Annotated in this window: 19 protein-coding genes and 2 pseudogenes; 9 read left to right on the forward strand and 12 right to left on the reverse strand. The window is 62.9% G+C overall.

Annotation, left to right across the window (positions count from 1 at the left end):
* The 4 genes from MOV74_RS12895 to MOV74_RS12910 form a co-directional block, all read left to right on the forward strand.
* On the forward strand, positions 1-337 hold a 337-nt coding region (locus tag MOV74_RS12895), incomplete at its 5' end, for a tetratricopeptide repeat protein (protein WP_404979137.1).
* 84 nt (positions 338-421) lie between these two features.
* Positions 422-571, forward strand: coding sequence for a hypothetical protein (locus tag MOV74_RS12900; protein WP_007591825.1), 150 nt, complete (start codon positions 422-424; stop codon positions 569-571).
* A gap of 247 nt (positions 572-818) precedes the next feature.
* Complete coding sequence (locus MOV74_RS12905) at positions 819-1,523, forward strand: hypothetical protein (RefSeq protein WP_246922278.1); 705 nt, start codon at positions 819-821, stop codon at positions 1,521-1,523.
* Between the two features lie 209 nt (positions 1,524-1,732).
* Positions 1,733-1,906: a hypothetical protein gene (locus MOV74_RS12910; RefSeq protein ID WP_246922251.1), complete on the forward strand. Its 174-nt coding sequence runs from the start codon at positions 1,733-1,735 to the stop codon at positions 1,904-1,906.
* 194 nt (positions 1,907-2,100) lie between these two features.
* On the opposite strand, the gene MOV74_RS12915 is transcribed toward MOV74_RS12910, so the two are convergent.
* The 8 genes from MOV74_RS12915 to MOV74_RS12945 form a co-directional block, all read right to left on the reverse strand.
* Positions 2,101-3,009 carry a universal stress protein gene (locus MOV74_RS12915; protein ID WP_246922253.1) on the reverse strand — a complete coding sequence of 303 codons (909 nt, stop codon included), beginning with the start codon at positions 3,007-3,009 and terminating at the stop codon, positions 2,101-2,103.
* 179 nt (positions 3,010-3,188) lie between these two features.
* Positions 3,189-3,317 (reverse strand): hypothetical protein, encoded by a 129-nt coding sequence (locus MOV74_RS40810; RefSeq protein ID WP_258719527.1) that lies wholly within the window; start codon positions 3,315-3,317, stop codon positions 3,189-3,191.
* Positions 3,318-3,641: 324 nt separating this feature from the next.
* On the reverse strand, positions 3,642-3,992 hold the full coding sequence (gene mnhG, locus MOV74_RS12920) for a monovalent cation/H(+) antiporter subunit G (protein ID WP_246922254.1): 351 nt from the start codon (positions 3,990-3,992) through the stop codon (positions 3,642-3,644).
* A complete protein-coding gene (locus MOV74_RS12925) occupies positions 3,989-4,270 on the reverse strand; it encodes a K+/H+ antiporter subunit F (protein ID WP_246922256.1) in 282 nt (93 codons plus the stop codon). Before MOV74_RS12925 ends, mnhG begins: the two co-directional genes overlap by 4 nt.
* Entirely contained in the window at positions 4,267-4,755 is a 489-nt protein-coding gene (locus MOV74_RS12930; protein ID WP_246922259.1) for a Na+/H+ antiporter subunit E, read from the reverse strand. Before MOV74_RS12930 ends, MOV74_RS12925 begins: the two co-directional genes overlap by 4 nt.
* A complete protein-coding gene (locus MOV74_RS12935; RefSeq protein WP_309486799.1) occupies positions 4,752-6,377 on the reverse strand; it encodes a monovalent cation/H+ antiporter subunit D in 1,626 nt (541 codons plus the stop codon). Before MOV74_RS12935 ends, MOV74_RS12930 begins: the two co-directional genes overlap by 4 nt.
* Positions 6,374-6,715 carry a Na+/H+ antiporter subunit C gene (locus MOV74_RS12940; RefSeq protein WP_246922261.1) on the reverse strand — a complete coding sequence of 114 codons (342 nt, stop codon included), beginning with the start codon at positions 6,713-6,715 and terminating at the stop codon, positions 6,374-6,376. The genes MOV74_RS12935 and MOV74_RS12940 overlap by 4 nt, the downstream gene beginning before the upstream one ends.
* Positions 6,715-9,636, reverse strand: a complete 2,922-nt coding sequence (locus MOV74_RS12945) for a monovalent cation/H+ antiporter subunit A (RefSeq protein ID WP_246922263.1) — start codon at positions 9,634-9,636, stop codon at positions 6,715-6,717. The genes MOV74_RS12940 and MOV74_RS12945 overlap by 1 nt, the downstream gene beginning before the upstream one ends.
* 361 nt (positions 9,637-9,997) lie before the next feature.
* Here MOV74_RS12945 and MOV74_RS12950 point away from each other — a divergent pair, with 361 nt between their 5' ends.
* Positions 9,998-10,228 carry a hypothetical protein gene (locus MOV74_RS12950; RefSeq protein ID WP_246922266.1) on the forward strand — a complete coding sequence of 77 codons (231 nt, stop codon included), beginning with the start codon at positions 9,998-10,000 and terminating at the stop codon, positions 10,226-10,228.
* Positions 10,229-10,358: 130 nt separating this feature from the next.
* Here the strand turns inward: MOV74_RS12950 and MOV74_RS12955 are convergent, their stop codons facing one another.
* Positions 10,359-11,246 (reverse strand): LysR family transcriptional regulator, encoded by an 888-nt coding sequence (locus MOV74_RS12955; RefSeq protein ID WP_247005251.1) that lies wholly within the window; start codon positions 11,244-11,246, stop codon positions 10,359-10,361.
* A gap of 102 nt (positions 11,247-11,348) precedes the next feature.
* Here MOV74_RS12955 and MOV74_RS12965 point away from each other — a divergent pair, with 102 nt between their 5' ends.
* Positions 11,349-11,810, forward strand: a complete 462-nt coding sequence (locus tag MOV74_RS12965; RefSeq protein WP_246922272.1) for a heme-binding protein — start codon at positions 11,349-11,351, stop codon at positions 11,808-11,810.
* A 130-nt stretch (positions 11,811-11,940) separates the two neighbouring features.
* Positions 11,941-13,563 (forward strand): ABC-F family ATP-binding cassette domain-containing protein, encoded by a 1,623-nt coding sequence (locus tag MOV74_RS12970; RefSeq protein ID WP_246922274.1) that lies wholly within the window; start codon positions 11,941-11,943, stop codon positions 13,561-13,563.
* Here the strand turns inward: MOV74_RS12970 and MOV74_RS12975 are convergent.
* Entirely contained in the window at positions 13,560-14,543 is a 984-nt protein-coding gene (locus MOV74_RS12975) for a glycerophosphodiester phosphodiesterase family protein (protein ID WP_404979138.1), read from the reverse strand. The genes MOV74_RS12970 and MOV74_RS12975 overlap by 4 nt on opposite strands.
* A gap of 143 nt (positions 14,544-14,686) precedes the next feature.
* On the opposite strand from MOV74_RS12975, the gene MOV74_RS12980 reads away from it, so the two are divergent.
* Complete coding sequence (locus MOV74_RS12980; protein WP_246922276.1) at positions 14,687-15,562, forward strand: MBL fold metallo-hydrolase; 876 nt, start codon at positions 14,687-14,689, stop codon at positions 15,560-15,562.
* A 75-nt stretch (positions 15,563-15,637) separates the two neighbouring features.
* On the opposite strand, the gene MOV74_RS12985 is transcribed toward MOV74_RS12980, so the two are convergent.
* Positions 15,638-15,886, reverse strand: coding sequence for a hypothetical protein (locus MOV74_RS12985; RefSeq protein WP_038970146.1), 249 nt, complete (start codon positions 15,884-15,886; stop codon positions 15,638-15,640).
* Positions 15,887-16,088: 202 nt separating this feature from the next.
* Between MOV74_RS12985 and MOV74_RS12990 the strand changes: the two are divergent.
* Positions 16,089-16,530, forward strand: a pseudogene (locus MOV74_RS12990) (cupin domain-containing protein).
* A gap of 143 nt (positions 16,531-16,673) precedes the next feature.
* On the opposite strand, the pseudogene MOV74_RS12995 reads toward MOV74_RS12990, so the two are convergent.
* Positions 16,674-16,810: pseudogene (locus MOV74_RS12995) on the reverse strand (alpha/beta hydrolase); the annotation flags it as partial.

Consider the following 16,810-nt stretch of genomic DNA (forward strand, 5'->3'; position numbering starts at 1 on the left):
CGCGCTGCTCGGCAAGGCTGCCGAGACCAACGCGGAAGCGCAGTTCCAGCTCGGCCTGATGCTCTCCGAAGGCGCAGGCGGTGCGAAGGACGACGCCGCGGCGCGTGTGCTGTTCGAGAAGGCGGCCGCGCAAAACCATCCCGGCGCGCTGGAGCGGATGGGAGCCTTCGCGCAGGAAGGCCGCGGCGGGCCGAAGGACAAGGACGCCGCGAAAGCCTATTACGAGCGCGCCGCCGCGCTCGGCGACGAGGATGCCAAGAAGGCGCTGGAGCGGCTGCGCTGCCCCTACGCGATCAAGGACAAGCAGGGCAAGCTTGTCACCACGCTGTGCTTCTGAGCAGAGCCAGTGATCAGAGCCAGGATTTGACGGAACCCGGCTCGCGCGTACGCCGTTGATGTCCAGACACATGGGAGCACGGACATGATCCGCAAACTGGCGTCGGGCGAATACCGCCTTTACTCACGCAAGGTGAATCCGAAGACCGGCAAGCGTCGCAACCTCGGGACCTTCAGGAGCCGTGCGGCAGCCGAGAAGCACGAGCGCGAAGTACAGTATTTCAAGCGTCACTGACGCCTGATGAGCCTTGCGGCAAACAATAAATGCGAAAACAACCCCAAGCACAGTAGCCAAGCCCTTGAAATCGCTGCTTGCGGATTAAGCGAAATGGATGGTTGACCCGTCGGCTAAAACAGGGGCATGATGGCATCGTGGCAGCGGGGGTCCCGCAAGGCCCCTGCGCGGAAAAGCCGGCTGGCCGAGCTGCGGCGGCAATGCTAGGTAGCCCGCGATTCTTTTCCGATTTTGCGGGTTCATGGCGTTGCTCGACGGACTCTACAAGGTTGAATACGGCGTCAACGATGCGTTCGGGCGCAGCATCATGTGCCTGCATGACGGCAAGATGCTGGGCGGTAATTCGGGCTTCGCGCATCTTGGCACCTACGCCGAGCAGGGCGGCGAGATCGTCGCCGAGGTGATTACCGAACGGCATAACCACGATCCCAACTACAAGCCGCTGATGGGGGCGGACGTCGCCTCGATCGGGGCACGCGGCCGGCTGGTCGGGAACGAGATCCGTCTTCAGGGCAGTGCGAACACGATGCCGGGCGCCAATTTCTGGGCCAATCTCACGCGGCTCGATGATGGGGCGCTGCCGCCGCGCGGCACGATCGGGCAGGGCGGCATCGCCAACGGGCTCTACGGGATGAGTCTGCGCGCGCTTGATGGTGTCGAGGCCGGCCTCTCCGGCGTGATGCTGCTGATCGACGGGCGCATCCTCGGGGGCGATGCGTTCTTCTACTATCTCGGCTCCTATTCCTCGGCGGACGGCCGCTGGAAGGGCGAGATGCTGAACCAGGAGCACACGCCGGCGAAAGGCGAAAACCCGGTCTTCGGCGGCTTCGAGGTCGGGATCGGATTCTCCGGAGCCTGCACCGCGGATAGCGGCGAGCTCGAAGGCATCGCGCTCGCCGGCAAGCGCAGCCTGCGGCTGGCAGCCTCGCTCAAGCTGATGCGGCGGGCGTAGGACTGGTACAAAGAAGGGGCAACGCGAGTCCCCCTGACATGAAGCAGGCCTCACGCTTCGACCTCGACCAATGTCAGCAAGTTCCCCGAAGCCGACCTGAAGCAAAATCTCAATTCCGCTCGCTTTTTGGCGTCACCTAAGGCCATCGGAGCCGGAGTTCTCTGGCGACAGATGGCTGGTCACCAAGCGCAAAACGCGGAGATTGATCAATGCCGAAGCATTACGAAACGCCGGAGCAGCGTGAAAAGCGAGAACTCGACGAGGAACTGGATCGGCAATTGCAGCAAACCTTTCCCGCCAGCGATCCACCGAAAATCACTCGCGGTCCAACCAAACGAGCGGCGCGGAGTTCGACTGTCCGCAGCACCGAGGAACGGCGCTAAGTCTGCCAGACATGCCGCCGGACCACGGGCCATGCTACTGTCAGGGCGAACACGCGCGGCCTGCGACCGTGCCGGCCGACACCTGTGGGGACGGGCGCGACCAGCACAGTCGACTTCAGTTATGATCTCCTGGCGATCGCCGGCGATCCTGATGGACACGGGAGGACTTGCGGTCCCACCCGTGAGCGCAGGCCTCAGGTGTGCGTTGGACCTTCTATCCGGGAGCGATCGTCCGATTCCGCCCCCCTGAGTTCGGCGGGAGGAACGACCAGGACGTCCACATTCAGGGACCGCAGGACTTCTTCCGTTACGCTGCCGATCAGCGCCCGAAGCAATCCGGATCGGCTGTGCGTCCCCATCACGAGCAGGTCAGGCCGCTTCTCCTCGACGGCACGGGTTATGACCTGCATGGGTCCGCCTTCGTCGATGCGAAGCGACCATCGTCGCGTGTCGAACTCATTGGTCACGAGAAAACTGGTCAGTTCCTCCATCGCTCTGTGACGCTCGCCCTCGACATATCCGTTGATGACGGCGGTGCTCGCACCAGAGCTGATCAAGCGCGTCTTGCCCATGGGCGAGAAGGCGTGGAGAAGCGTTGGTCCGTCATCTTCCAGGAGTCCGGAAGATAGTGCGACGCGAATTGCGTCGGCCGACGCTTTTGACATGTCGACCGGCACCAGAACCCGTTCATAGCGCCGCTGAGCCTCATTGTTCACCATCAGCACGGGATATCTTCCTCCGCGAATGACCCGTTCGATGGTGGTACCTGTGACGATATCGCGCAGAAACTGCTTGCGATGAGCCCCCATCACGACGAGATGCGCGCCGGCTGTTGCGGCCGCGCGCGATATTCCGTCGACGGGATGGCCCTTGATCACGGTCGGATAGCAGCTGACATCACGCAGCTCCGGCACGGCGCTGATCTGCTCGATCAGCACCCGATGTGCCTCGCGCTCTTCCATGTGGACGAGGTCAGCTGGCCGATCATCATCAACCACGTGGACAAGGTGCAGCTCAGCATGCTGGACGCGAGCCAGGAGGCCAGCCTGCCGCAGAGCGCGATGTGAGCGCGTGGAGAAATCCGTTGCAGCAACGATGTTCATGTCAGGACCTCATATTGGCCAGCGATGGCGGGAAAGCGCTACCAACGGTGGCAATTCGATTGGTATGGGAACGGCCTATGAAACGCGCGGACCCGCCGCGAGATGTGCGCGGGCTATCGTGTGGCGATCGAAAGCAACGGTGTACACGGCGGCGCGAGATGACAAGGCACCTTCCGTCGTCACCTTTTTTCATCGTGAGGAATCGGTGGTGGGCGGCGCGCAAATGCCGCGCGGAATCCGTCGGGATCAAAAATCCAGATGAACATGATCCACGAGGTCAGGACGAACAGCGCAAAAAATACCGACATGAGGAACTCCCGGCTTGGTTCAGAACCCTTGAGGTGCCGCGCCCGGGCGATGTGGAATCGCCCGGGTTACCGGCCGATCAGCAGCCGGTTCCCACAAGTTCGGTTTTGAAGCAGGTCGGTCATCATTGCCTCTGTTTGGGACCGCCTCAGCGCATCGCACCGCTGAAAGCTGCGGCGAATTCGCGCGCGAGCCCAGCATCATCAACGCACTAGATGTAGGCATGCGCGGCTCGAGATCAAATGCGACATTTAGCCGGCCTTGGCCGATCTGCGGAGCTGTCTGGAATCAGCGCGCGGCTTGCGAGCGAGGCCGCGTGCCTCGCCCTAATCGTTCTCTGGTTCGCCGACCCGCGCATTCCGTTCGGCAGTGTCGCGAAATCGGGCTGCACCCACCAGCACCGTCAGCGCAATAGGCGTGGTCACGACGCCAAATCCCACAATCAGGATTTCATGCAACACCGGTCTGCTCTGCAGGACCGAGAAGTAGAGCATTGAAGCGACTGCGATGAAGAGAGTGCCGAGCGTCGTCCCTAGCGTTGGCGCATGGACCCGTTGGTAGAATGTGTTGAGCCGCAGAAGACCGAGCGAACCGATCAGTGTGACGGAGGCGCCGAGAAGTAGGAGAACCGCCGTGAGAGCGGCAGCCCAGGGCGGCAATTGTTCGATGCCGTTCATTCGATCACCTCGCCGCGGAGCAGGAACTTGGCCAGCGCGACCGTGCCGACGAAACCGAAGACCGCCATGGCCAAAGCCGCCTCGAAATAGAGCGTTTCGCCGGATCGGATCCCGAACGTCAGAAGCAGCAACATCGCGTTCACGGACAATGTGTCGAAGCCCAGGACGCGATCCTGTGCCCGTGGCCCGAGAAAGATGCGGAAAGCACCGCAGCCGATAGCAAATCCCAGGAGGACCTGCGCGGCAACGAGCGAGTAGAACAGCACGAGCTGGCTCATTCGAATATCTCCAGCAGATGGCGTTCGTAGCGGTCCTTGATGGTGCGGATCCACTCGCCTTCATCGACGAGGTCCAGAACATGGATCATCAATGAACCTTTCTGAGCATCGAAGTTCACCCACAGCGTGCCGGGGGTCGATGTAATGATGCAAGCCAACCAGGCCAGCCCGTACGGATTGCGCATGTCGAGAGGAACGTTCACGAACCCCGACCTTCGGTCTCGCCGTCCGAAACCGAGAACGATCTGCCCAACCGCAAGATTTGAGCGGAAAATGTCGACCGCCACCAGTCCCAACAGTCGCAGCATGAGGCCGGGTCGTCTAAGGCGCGTGTCCGGTAACTCCAGCACGGTGAGAATCCGGCCGCCGACGAGTGCGATGACACAGCCGAGGAGGATGTGTCCGAACGTGGCGGCTTGATTGAGCAGCAGCCATAGTGCGAGCAGGCAGAAGCTTACGATTGGAAAGGGCAGGAAGCGTGTCATTTGCCGTCCGCCTTTCGGCTGCCTGGGGCGCCGGTCTCCAGGACGTCGCCGACGTAGCCGGCCGGCGCGTGCAAGGATTGCGCCGTGGCCTGCATGAAACGGATCACGGGACCGGCCATGACCGTTTGGGCAGCGCAAACGATCAGCAGGAACATGACCGGCGCCATCTCGATCACGCGCACGCGCGGCACGGTGCGATCGGGCGAGGCCCAGAAGATGCGGATTCCCGCGCGTGCCATCGCAATCAATGTCGCGAAACCGGACAGGATCAGCACCACGAGAAGCGCCCATCCGCTGCCGGGAACGGCACCGCTCCGATGCGCGTCTGCTGGGTTGAGAGCCGCAGCGAGCAGCGCGAATTTGGCGATGAATCCGGACAGCGGCGGGAGCCCGGCGATCACCAGGGCGCAGCCGATGAAAGCGACGCCGAGCAACCCCATCGTCGCTACGATGGCGATGCCGACATCCTCTTCCGCTTCCTCAGTCTCGTCTTCTTCTTCTCCATAGGCTTCCCGGGTGACGGCGATCACGTCCGCTCCAGGTTCGCGGCCTCGCTCGATGAGTTCGACGAGAAGGAAAAACGCGCTGATGCCGAGCGTCGAGCTGACGAGGTAGAAAAGCGCACCACTGGTGACGCCGACTTGTCCCATCCCCGTCGCGGCGAGCAAGGTACCGGAGGATACGAGCACCGAAAAGCCGCCGAGCCGGGCGGTGTCCTGCGACGCCAATGTGCCGATCGCACCGAAGACGATCGTTGCCAATCCACCCCACAACAACCAGTCGCTGCCGAAGCCGGCCGATGCGCCGGTGCCCTCGCCGAAAAGCAACAGCGATAGTCGAAGCACGATGTACACGCCGACCTTCGTCATGATCGCGAAGATCGACGCCACCGGCGGACTTGCGGCTGCATAGGCCGTCGGCAGCCAGAAGCTCAGGGGCCACATTCCGGCCTTGAGCAGGAAGGCGACGGCCAGCACGCCGGCGCCGGCTTCGAGCAGGCCGCGGCTCTCCGCAGCGATCTGCGGCATCCGCGCCGCAAGATCTGCCATGTTGAGCGTCCCGGTGACGCCGTAGATCAGGCTGACCCCGATCAGAAACAGCAGCGAGGCCGCCAGGTTCACGACGATGTAATGCAGCCCCGCCTTCACCCGTGCAAGGCCGGAGCCGTGCAGCAGAAGGCCATACGATGCCGCCAGCAATAGTTCGAAGAAGACGAACAGGTTGAAGAGATCGCCCGTGAGAAAGGCGCCGTTGAGGCCCATCAGGAGGAACTGAAACAAGGAATGGAAATGCGCACCCGCTCGGTGCCAACGGGCAAGAGAGAACACAGCCGAGGCCAACGCCAGGACGTTGGTCAGGAGCAGCATGAGAGCGGACAGCCGATCGAGAACGAGGACTATTCCGAAGGGAGCAGGCCAATTGCCCAAGCGATAGACGATACTGGTTCCTGCATCGGACATTCCGAGCAAGATCACCGCGATGCAAACGAGTGCAACGGTTCCGGCGATGTTGAGGCCGGCCACGATGGCCCGGTGCCTTTCTCCGTTGAGCAGCAGCATGCCGGCACCTGCCAGCAGCGGCAGGATGATTGGCGCGATGATCAGACCCGCAGCGCCGCTCACGCTTCCGGCTCCTGACCGTCCACATGATCGGTCCGTGCCAGGCCGCGCGATGCGAGGAGGACCACCAGGAACAGCGCGGTGGTCGCAAAGCTGATGACGATCGCAGTCAGGACGAGGGCCTGCGGGAGCGGATCAGCATACTTTGAGGCATCTCCGATCTCCTTTGCGATGAGCACCGGAGCCCCGGTCCGCACGCGTCCCATGGCCACGATGAAGAGATTGACGGCGTAAGAGAGCAGCGACAGTCCGATGATGACCTGAAACGTGCGCGGCCTGAGAATGAGCCACACGCCGGACGCCGCAAGTGTACCGATACCAACCGCCAGCACGATCTCCATCAGACCAGTTCCTCCTTAGACCGCTCACCCGCCAGGCGTTGGCCGGTCTGGAGTGGAACTCCATAACGGCGCAACGATTGATGCGCGATCGCGATGAGCATCAGCACCGTGGCGCCGACCACGAGCGAGAACACGCCGATGTCGAAGAGGAAGGCGCTGGCCATGGGAACGCGGCCGACCAGAGGCAGCTCGGCATAGGCAAAGTAGGAGGTCAGGAAGGGGTATTGGACAACGCAGGCGGCGGCTCCCGTAGACCCTGCCAGCAGGAGCCCGAAGCCCATCCAACGCACCGGCAAGACGTGGAGACGGGCTTCCACCCATATCGTGCCGCGAGCCATGTACTGCAGGATGAACGCGGTCGCCATTGCGACGCCGGCCACGAAGCCTCCGCCGGGAAGGTCATGCCCGCGCAACAGCAGGAAGATCGCCACGACGCCGATCACCGGAAACAGCAGCCCCATCATCAGCGCGGCAGTGGCCGTCGTATCTCTCTTGGTGTCTCCCTTCTGTCGATCTGGATGCGCCTCGTCGTGGGTATCCTGAGCATGCTGCTGTTCGGGGACGGGAATGCTCTCGGGCGCCGGACGGAAGCGGCGCAAGAGCGCGTAGACGGTCAGTGCAACGACCGCAAGCACCGTGATCTCACCCAACGTATCGAACCCGCGGAAGTCCACCAGGATGACGTTGACCACGTTGGTTCCGCCACCCTTCGAATACGCGTTCTCGACGAAGTATCGCGAGATGCTATCGGTATCCGGGAGCTGCATGGCCGCCAGCGCGAGCGTGGCCAGCCCGATCCCGACGAGGAGCGCGATGACAAAGTCACGGACGCGATGCCATCGAATCCTGCCGGCTGCCTTGTCCGAGTTGGCTGGCGAAACGCGTTTCGGCAACCATCGCAAGCCGAGCAAGAGGAGGACCGTCGTGACCGTCTCGACGACGATCTGCGTCAGAGCAACATCGGGAGCGGACAGCCACACGAAGCTGACGCAGGTCACGAGACCAGCGGTCCCGAGTAGTATCAGCGCGACGACGCGATGGTATTTCGCCTGGACCGCAGCGCCGATGGCGCAAGCGCCGCCTACCGCCCAAAGCAATCCAAAGACGAGGTCGAATTCGGGGCCCAGAGGGTTCGCCAGCATGATGCCGCGTGAATAGAGGGGCAGCAGAGCAGCGAGGAACGCTGTGCCAGCCAGGACCCTCAGCTGTGGCTGGAGATGTCTCGTCCCGAGATTGCTCGCAAGCCATCGTGCGAGGCGCCAGGACAATGCCACCATCATCCAATCAAAAATCTGCTTGCCGCTGAAGCGGCTGAGCAAGGGTGGTCCCTCGTGGGTGAGCAGGTAGGAGCGCAGCATCGCATAGACGGCCACCCCACCGACCATCGCGAGGATGCTCATCAGCAGCTCGGGGGTAAAGCCATGCCATATGCTCAGACTGTATTCCGGCATCTTGGAGCCGAGAACGGCCTGAGCTGCAGTATCGAGAATGGGTGCAACGGTTAACGAGGGGGCGATACCGACGACGACACATGCGAGCACGAGAAGCTCGGCCGGAAATCGCATCAGGAGCGGGGGCTCGTGAGGCGTGCGTGGAAGGCCGACCGGAGCGGGGCCGAAGAACACGTCGCGAATGAACCGCAACGAATAGGCAACGCTGAAAGTGCTCGCGGCGGTGACGATATAGGGAAGCGCTTGATCGACGAGCGAGTTGTCGTGCATCTCGATGGTTTCGGCGAAGAACATTTCCTTGGAGAGGAATCCGTTCAGCAACGGCACACCCGCCATCGAGCCGGCGGCGACCATGGCCAAGGTCGCCGTGATCGGCATGAACGTCCATAGACCGCTCAAGCGGCGAATGTCGCGCGTGCCGGTTTCGTGATCGATGATGCCCGCGGCCATGAAAAGCGATGCCTTGAATGTGGCATGGTTCATGATGTGGAAGATGGCCGCGATCTGCCCAAACGGAGTATCGAGGCCGGTCAGGAGCGTGATCAAGCCGAGATGGCTGATCGTCGAGTAGGCCAGAAGCCCCTTCAAATCCTGCTGGAACACGGCGAGAAACGCGCCCAGGAGAAACGTGATCAAGCCGGCCGATCCTACCAGCCACAACCACTCGTTCGTTCCACCGAGAGCCGGCCAGAGCCTGACCAAAAGGAACACCCCGGCCTTCACCATGGTTGCTGAATGGAGATATGCGGATACGGGTGTTGGAGCCGCCATCGCGTGCGGCAGCCAGAAATGAAACGGAAACTGGGCGCTCTTGGTCAGGGCTCCGAGCAGGATCAGCACGAGTGCGGGGACGTAAAGCGCATGCGAGCGGATCGCGTCTCCGGAAGCCAACACCTTGTCCAGGTCATAGCTGCCGACGATGTGACCGATCAGCAGCACGCCGGCGAACAGGCAAAGTCCACCCGTCGAGGTGATCACCAGCGCCATTCGCGCGCCGTCCCTTGCAGCCGAATTATGATGCCAGTAGCTGATCAGCAAAAATGAAAACAAGCTGGTTAGCTCCCAGAAGAACACCAGCTGCAGCAGATTGCCGGAAAGCACGATCCCCAGCATGGCCCCCATGAACGCGAGCAGGAGGGAAAAGAAGCGCGGAACGGGATCGCTGGGCGACATGTAATAGCGGGTATACAGCACCACCAGAAAGCCGATTCCGGTGACCAGCATGGCGAAGGCCCATGCGAAGCCGTCAAGTCTCAGCACAAACTCGAGTCCGACCTCGGCAACCCACTCCGTCCGCCACCCGATGACGCCGCCATTCGTCACGCCTGGATAAGCCGTGGCTGTGAGGACAAAGGCAGCAAGTGCGACGCCTCCGGCGAGCCACGCCTCGGCATTGCGCGCATTGACCCGCAAGAGAGCCGCAATAAAACTTCCGACGAAAGGAAGAATGAGAACGGCAAGGAGGAACATCGCGTTCGCTGCCCAAACTGCAAGGTGGAGGATATGTTTCGCTGGCCCGATTGCTTAGCCGAGGCAGATAGATATCTCCACCGCTAGATTGGTCAGCGTTGTGATGTCCGAGTGAGAAGCCGCTATCCTGCCTGGAACCACTCGCGAGGCACCCGCTCTGCAATGGAGCGGTTCATATCCAGTGGGGAATGCCGATCGCAGCGACAAGTGCGGCCGCGAGAGCGTTGAGTAGAAGCCGCAGAGCGCGATCGCCCGCCAGCCACTTATCTCGCGCGTCCGGTGTCATTGGCAGGTGGCGGAGTGGCGTCGCATTTGCCGGCCGCCATCCGTTGTTCCACTGTGGGCAATCCGAACTATAACCATGTCCAGTCAAATTGCGGCTCACATTCACGTCAAGCTGGCGCATGGCCCGATGGGAGCGACAGGATGTCGCCTGCAGCTGCGCGGCGGCACATGTGCCTTTCTCTTTGTTCAGCACGTCGAGCCGCTGTTTGACACGTTCCATCCAAAACGATTCGGCACGCTCGATACTTCGCGTTGCGCAGCACTGTGCGGTTTCGCCGCAATGTTGTCATCGCGCCTTGGTGCGTAATGTCGTGCCCTGCGAGGCGTGCGGCCTCACGCCGAAGTATTTTTCGCAGAACGAGTCGACGCTCCGACCGAAGCGACGGAAGACTCTTGGTCATGCCAGGCGACGCAGGGGCGGGCGTCGCTGCAAGAGGTCATATCCGCAGGGCGGACAGCCGTGCGACGAGGAATTCGATGGCGGCGCGTACCCGTCGAGGCGTCGCGCCCGCTCCTCGCTTGGGCCAGACAATCTGCAGCGGGATAGGCGGCGGCTCGTGGCCGACGAGGATTTGCTCGACGATCCCCTGATCGATGAGCCTGCGAACCTGCCAGAGCGGAGCGAGCCCGATGCCAAGACCGGACGCGACGGCCGCGTTGCGCGCTGCTGCACTTTCCGATCGAAATCGTCCATGAACTTCGACGCGCCGCCTCTTGTCACCGAAGGCCCATCGGTCGTCATCGCTCGCGCGCAACACGCACTCGTGGCCGGAAAGGTCTCGCGGATTCTCGGGACGACCATGAGCGGTGAGATAGGCCGGTGAAGCGAACACGGCCCAGCTCAGTCCACCGAGCTGCCGAATCCGCAAATTCGAGTCCGGCAGGTTGCCGATGCGAACGGCAAAATCGAGCTTCTCGGCGACGAGATCGACACGCTCGTCGGACAGCACAAGTTCGAGATCGATCTCCGGATTCCGCGTGAGGAATTGACTCAGGATGGGAGTCACATAGTCAGGGCCGAACAGGCTCGACGTGCCCACGCGGATGGTGCCGGCAAGCCGCCGGTCGCTGGCAAGCAGGTCTTCACGCGCAGCGTCGATGGTCGTGAGCGCGAAGCGTATGCGGCCGGCAAATTCGAGGCCCGCTTGTGTCGGATGCAGGCGCCGCGTCGTTCGCGAGACCAGCTCCATGCCAAGATCGCGTTCAAGTCGCGCAAGCGAACGGCTGACCGACTGCAGCGATCGACCGAGACTCGTTGCCGCGGACGTCAGGCTGCCCTCGTCAATGATGGCCAGAAATACCGCGTAATCAGCAAGTGAGGCCAGCTAGGATCTCCCGAAAAGTGAGATAATCTATCCACATTTGCGGTTATTATCATCACAAGTGTGATGTGTTGTGAATGGGCCTGCAATGAGGAGGACCATTCCATGACGAAACCAGACAATCGCGCGGCAAAAGCCCCTCTGGCGGCTTTGACCCCTCTCTATGGCGACCCGATCACGCTCGACGAGGCGACGCGCGTGGCCGATGCGGCGCGTGCCGAGGCGGAGCGTCACGGCTGGCCCATGGTGATCGCCGTCACCGACAGCGGCGGCCATCTCGTCCTGTTGTATCGCCTCGATCAGGCGCAGCATGGCAGTGTGCTCGTGGCGCAGCAGAAGGCGAAGACAGCCGTCGACTTCAGGCGGCCGACCGGCGCATTCGAATCCGCGCTGGCGGAGGGTGGCCTTCACTGGCGGCTGCTTGGCATGACCAACCTGACGCCTCTGGAGGGTGGCCTTCCGATTCTGCGCGACGGCAGGGTGATCGGGGCGATCGGAGTTTCGGGCATGCAGTCGACCCAGGATGCGCAAGCCGCCTCGGCAGGTCTTGCGGCCTTCGGTGCCTGATGGCTCCGGCATCGACCGGCCACGCGGCTCCGTGCAGACGACAACGGCGGAATTCCGTACCCGCCGGGCTTCCCCTTGGGGGCGGCATGGCCTATGACGCTGCAACGCAAAAATCCCCAAAAAAGACCTCATGATCCGCCTCGACAACGTCAGCAAGCAAGCCGGCCACCAGATCCTGTTCATCGAAGCCTCCGCCGCCCTGAACAAGGGCGAGAAGATCGGCCTCGTCGGGCCGAACGGTGCGGGCAAGACCACATTGTTCCGGATGATCGCCGGCGAGGAACTGCCCGACGAGGGGCAGGTTTCGACCGACCGCGGCATCACCATCGGCTATTTCAACCAGGACGTCGGCGAGATGAGCGGCCACAGCGCCGTCGCCGAGGTGATGAACGGCGCAGGTCCCGTCAGCGAGGTCGCAGCCGAGCTGCGCGAGCTCGAGGCCGCCATGGCCGATCCTGACAAGGCCGACCAGATGGACGAGATCATCACCCGTTACGGCGAGGTGCAGCACCGCTTCGAGGAACTCGACGGCTACGCGTTGGACGGCCGCGCGCGCGAGGCGCTGTCCGGTCTCGGCTTCAGCCAGGAGATGATGGACGGCGACGTCGGAAAACTCTCCGGCGGCTGGAAGATGCGCGTGGCACTGGCCCGCATTCTCCTGATGCGCCCCGACGTCATGCTGCTCGACGAGCCGAGCAACCATCTCGACCTAGAAAGCCTGATCTGGCTGGAAAAATTCCTGCACGACTACGAAGGCACGCTGCTGATGACCTCGCATGACCGCGAGTTCATCAACCGCGTGATCTCCAAGGTGATCGAGATCGATTCCGGCTCGCTCACGACCTACACCGGCGACTACGAATTCTACGAGCAGCAGCGCGCGCAGAACGAGAAGCAGCAGCAGGCCCAGTTCGAGCGCCAGCAGGCCATGCTCGCCAAGGAGATCAAGTTCATCGAGCGCTTCAAGGCGCGCGCCTCTCACGCAGCTCAGGTGCAGAGCCGGGTCAAGAAGCTCGACAAGATCGAGCGCGTCGAGCCGCCGCGCCGGCGCCAGAGCGTGGCGTTCGACTTCCCGCCGGCGCCGCGCTCGGGCGAGGACGTCGTGGCGCTCAAGAACGTGCACAAGGGTTACGGCTCAAAGCGCATCTATGACGGGCTCGATTTCATGATCCGTCGCAGGGAGCGCTGGTGCGTGATGGGCGTCAACGGCGCCGGCAAGTCGACGCTGCTCAAGCTCGTCGCGGGCGCGAGTGAGCCTGATGAGGGCACGGTGGCGGTCGGCGGCAGCGTCAAGATGGGCTATTTCGCCCAGCACGCGATGGATTTGCTCGACGGCGAGCGCACCGTGTTCCAGTCGCTGGAGGATCAGTTTCCGACGGCGGGGCAGGGATCCTTGCGCGCGCTCGCCGGCTGCTTCGGCTTCTCCGGCGACGACGTCGAGAAGCGCTGCCGGGTGCTGTCGGGCGGCGAGAAGGCGCGGCTGGTGATGGCGAAGATGCTGTTCGATCCGCCGAACTTCCTGGTGCTGGACGAGCCGACCAACCATCTCGATCTCGCCACCAAGGAAATGCTGATCACGGCGCTGTCGGATTTCGAAGGCACCATGCTGTTCGTCTCGCATGACCGGCATTTCCTGGCGACGCTGTCGAACCGCGTGCTGGAGCTGACGCCGGAGGGCATCCACCAGTTCGGCGGCGGCTACACGGAGTACGTCGCGCGGACCGGGCAGGAGGCGCCGGGGCTGCGGAGCTAATCTCTGCTCTTGCCCGCGATCTTGGCGATCGCCTCGATCTCGTTGGTCCAGATGCCGCCGGAATAGCCTTGCGGCAGCCGCGCGAACGCGTCCGGCGTATCGATGCCGGCGGAGAACTCGCCGCCACTGTAGGGACCGAGCACGAACACGGCGCTGTTGGCGCTGTTCATCCGTGCGAGGAAACGATCGGGCCAGCCCCATAGCCAAGGCGCGGCGTTGATCGGTACCAGCACCATCGCGTTGCGGCAGGCCGCCGGGACCCGGCCGGTCCAGCCATAGCCGATATAGCGGATCACGCAGCTTCGAATGGCCCCGCGTGAGATCGTGCGGACATCCGGGGTGAGGCGACGGATCGCGTCGATCGGCTCGTCGCCGCCATAGACCATGACCATCCGGCGCCGCTCGGCCGGCTGCGCGTTCAGCAAGCCGGCGAGCTTTTCGCCTTCGTCTGGGTCGCGGCTCTTCACATTGATGAGGAGCTTCTTGTCGGGGAAGGTGGCGAGTACCTCCGACAATGTCGGCATCATCCCGACGCCCTTGCCGCGGAACGGGAATGTCTTGCCGCCGTCGGCGGTGTAGCCGTAGCCGACGTCGAGCGTCTTCAGCTTTGCCATGCTCTGCGCGCGCGTGACGCCGTGGCCGTCGGTCCGGCAGTCGAGCGTCCAGTCGTGGAAAACGGCGAATTCGCCGTCGGTGGTCGGGTGCACGTCGAGCTCGACGACATCGGCGCCGGTATCGAAGCTTGCGCGCATCGAACGCAGCGTATTTTCCAGATAATCGTGCGTCGGCGGCAACATCCGCGTGGCCGTGCAGGTATCGTTCTTCAGGTCGCGCTCGTCGAAGCGTTGTGCCATGCCGCGATGGGCGAGCAGCACCGGCTTGCCGCTCTGATGCAGGGCCAGAAGACTGGTGTTGTTGAAATAGACGCCAGCTGCGACGGCAACCATGATTGCCGTGATCACTCTCAGTTTCCTGCCCACCAGACATTCCTCATTCCACGATCAACATCTCCGGTATTTGAGGTTGATTTGCGGCACGCCGCGCATGAGAGGCCGCTGCGCCCAGCACCTTGAATGCCCTAACTCCGTTCGCTACGCTTTTGCAAAAAGGGAGCGAAACAATCATGAAGCAACTGCGGATCGGCGACATCACCATCGATGCGGTGATCGAGCGGGAGGGGCCGTGGCGCCGGCCGCAGGATTTCTTCCCTGCCTATGACGAGGCCGTGTTCGCTCGCCATCTGCCGACGATGGAGCCGGAGGTGTTCGACGCCGCGCGCGGCATGATGGTGATCACCTATCAGACCTTCGTGGTGCGCACGCCGCGCTACACCATTTTGGTCGACACCTGCACCGGCGAGGACAAGGGCCATCCGCCGCCGTTCGATTTCCCCGGCAAGGAGCGCTGGCGCAACGAATTGTTCGCGCTCGGCATCTCTTTCGAGCAGATCGACTACGTGTTCTGCACGCATCTGCATATCGACCACACCGGCTGGAACACGACCTTGCGCGACGGCCGCTGGGTGCCGACGTTTCCGAACGCAAAATACGTCTTCCACAAGCTCGAATACGCTGCCTGGGAGGCCGAGCACGCCAAGGGGAGCAATCCGCCCGGCACCGTGTTTCGGGACAATTGTCTGCCTATCGTGGAAGCGGGGCAGGCGCTGCTGGTCGACGACGACTACGCGCTCGACGACACCGTCACGCTGACGCCGACGCCGGGGCATTCGCCCTGTCATTGCTGCGTGAACATCTTTTCGAAAGGCCAGCGCGCGGTGGTCGCGGGTGATCTCATGCACCACCAGATTCAATGCCGCGAGCCGGATTGGTCGGCGAGGCCCGATTGGGATCCGAAGCAGTCGGCGGTCTCGCGGCGAAAATTCTTCGGGTCCGTGGCGGACACCGACACGCTGATCCTGCCGGTGCATTTTCCGGCGCCGACGGTAGGATGGATCAAGCCGCTCGGCGGGGCGTTCGATTATCGGTTCAGGCGGGACTAACTCCCTCCGTCATGGCCGGGACAAGCCCGGGCATGACGAGTTCGTGGAGCGATTGTTCGCTAAGGAAGCAGCGCCTTACGCGCCGACTTCGCACTTCTTCATAAAACTGTTCTTGGCGGCGCCGGCGAGCGGCTTACCGTCGGCGCTGACGGCCTTGGGCGTGCAGGCGTCGGCCTTGCACTTCTTCAGGAACGAGGTCTTGGCGGCGCCGGCCAGCGGCTTGCCGTCCTTGCCGACGGCCTTGCTCTCGCAGGTTTCTTGCGCGAAGGCCGAGCCCGCCGCAAAGGTGGCGACGATCGCAGCCAGGAAAATCCGCTTCATCATGGGTGTCTCCCTAAACCAGAAATGGCGGACGGATTGGAGCCGGGAATCGTGGCGCAATCAAGCAGGATCATGGCCTGTCGTGCGGTCCGCCCGGCGATTTTTGCAGTGGGAGTTCGGTCGGCCTGCAGCCTGTTGCAGTGCTCGCTGACGGCAGTGGGCCAGCCTGCTAGGCTTGGCCAGCTTAGCTGGACGGAGCATCGTGATGGACGCCGTGATCCCGAAACACCAGGAAGCCGCCGACCAGCACTCTCACCTGGTTCGGCCTCAAGAGATGGAATGGCAGACAACGCGCTTTCCGGGGTGCGAGGCCAAGACGCTGCTATTCGACCGCCGCACGGGTCTGATGACCGCCTTGATGCGCTTTGCGCCGGGATCGGTGCTCCCAGACCACGAGCATGTCGGCATCGAGCAGAGCTACGTCATCGAGGGCGCGCTCGTCGACAAGGAGGGGCCGGCCAAGGGGATCGCCTGCAAGGCCGGCGAATTCATCTGGCGCGAGGCCGGCAGGCGGCACGCCGCCTGGTGTCCGGACCCTGATCCTGGCGATCTTCCAGGTGCCGAACAAGTTCTTTGAATCCGACGGCCGCGTCGTCGACGCCGCCGGTCACGATTGGAACGAAACCTGGGGACACGCCGGCGCGTAGCGTTGAGTGAGTCCTGTAGCCCGGATGGAGCGCAGCGTTATCCCGGGCCAGATCAACCGCATCGCTCGACCGCCCACGTGGCAGGAATCCCGGATTTCGCTGCGCTCCATCCGGGCTACGGATGACCCACCTCGTGGCAAGCCCTATGCGCCACGCATCAGCAGCGCCTTGAAGTCGGCCCGCGCGCGCTGCGCCTCGGCGCGCGCGACGTCTGAGGCATCGCCCATGCCGAAATAGCCGTGGATCAGGCCGGGGCCCTCATGGTGCTTCACGCGCACCC

It is taken from the genome of Bradyrhizobium sp. SHOUNA76, assembly GCF_023006445.1.
In the GTDB taxonomy this organism is placed as follows: Bacteria; Pseudomonadota; Alphaproteobacteria; order Rhizobiales; family Xanthobacteraceae; genus Bradyrhizobium.

Bases quoted from the DNA above. Each gene is read 5' to 3' on its own strand.
- MOV74_RS12900 (WP_007591825.1), top strand. From the start codon at position 422: ATGATCCGCAAACTGGCGTCGGGCGAATACCGCCTTTACTCACGCAAG.
- MOV74_RS12970 (WP_246922274.1), top strand. From the start codon at position 11,941: ATGATCCGCCTCGACAACGTCAGCAAGCAAGCCGGCCACCAGATCCTG.
- MOV74_RS12980 (WP_246922276.1), top strand. From the start codon at position 14,687: ATGAAGCAACTGCGGATCGGCGACATCACCATCGATGCGGTGATCGAG.
- MOV74_RS12985 (WP_038970146.1), bottom strand. From the start codon at position 15,886: ATGATGAAGCGGATTTTCCTGGCTGCGATCGTCGCCACCTTTGCGGCG.
- MOV74_RS12945 (WP_246922263.1), bottom strand. From the start codon at position 9,636: ATGTTCCTCCTTGCCGTTCTCATTCTTCCTTTCGTCGGAAGTTTTATT.
- MOV74_RS12915 (WP_246922253.1), bottom strand. From the start codon at position 3,009: ATGAACATCGTTGCTGCAACGGATTTCTCCACGCGCTCACATCGCGCT.
- MOV74_RS12965 (WP_246922272.1), top strand. From the start codon at position 11,349: ATGACGAAACCAGACAATCGCGCGGCAAAAGCCCCTCTGGCGGCTTTG.
- mnhG (WP_246922254.1), bottom strand. From the start codon at position 3,992: ATGAACGGCATCGAACAATTGCCGCCCTGGGCTGCCGCTCTCACGGCG.
- MOV74_RS40810 (WP_258719527.1), bottom strand. From the start codon at position 3,317: ATGTCGGTATTTTTTGCGCTGTTCGTCCTGACCTCGTGGATCATGTTC.
- MOV74_RS12925 (WP_246922256.1), bottom strand. From the start codon at position 4,270: ATGAGCCAGCTCGTGCTGTTCTACTCGCTCGTTGCCGCGCAGGTCCTC.
- MOV74_RS12950 (WP_246922266.1), top strand. From the start codon at position 9,998: ATGTCCAGTCAAATTGCGGCTCACATTCACGTCAAGCTGGCGCATGGC.
- MOV74_RS12910 (WP_246922251.1), top strand. From the start codon at position 1,733: ATGCCGAAGCATTACGAAACGCCGGAGCAGCGTGAAAAGCGAGAACTC.
- MOV74_RS12940 (WP_246922261.1), bottom strand. From the start codon at position 6,715: ATGGAGATCGTGCTGGCGGTTGGTATCGGTACACTTGCGGCGTCCGGC.
- MOV74_RS12930 (WP_246922259.1), bottom strand. From the start codon at position 4,755: ATGACACGCTTCCTGCCCTTTCCAATCGTAAGCTTCTGCCTGCTCGCA.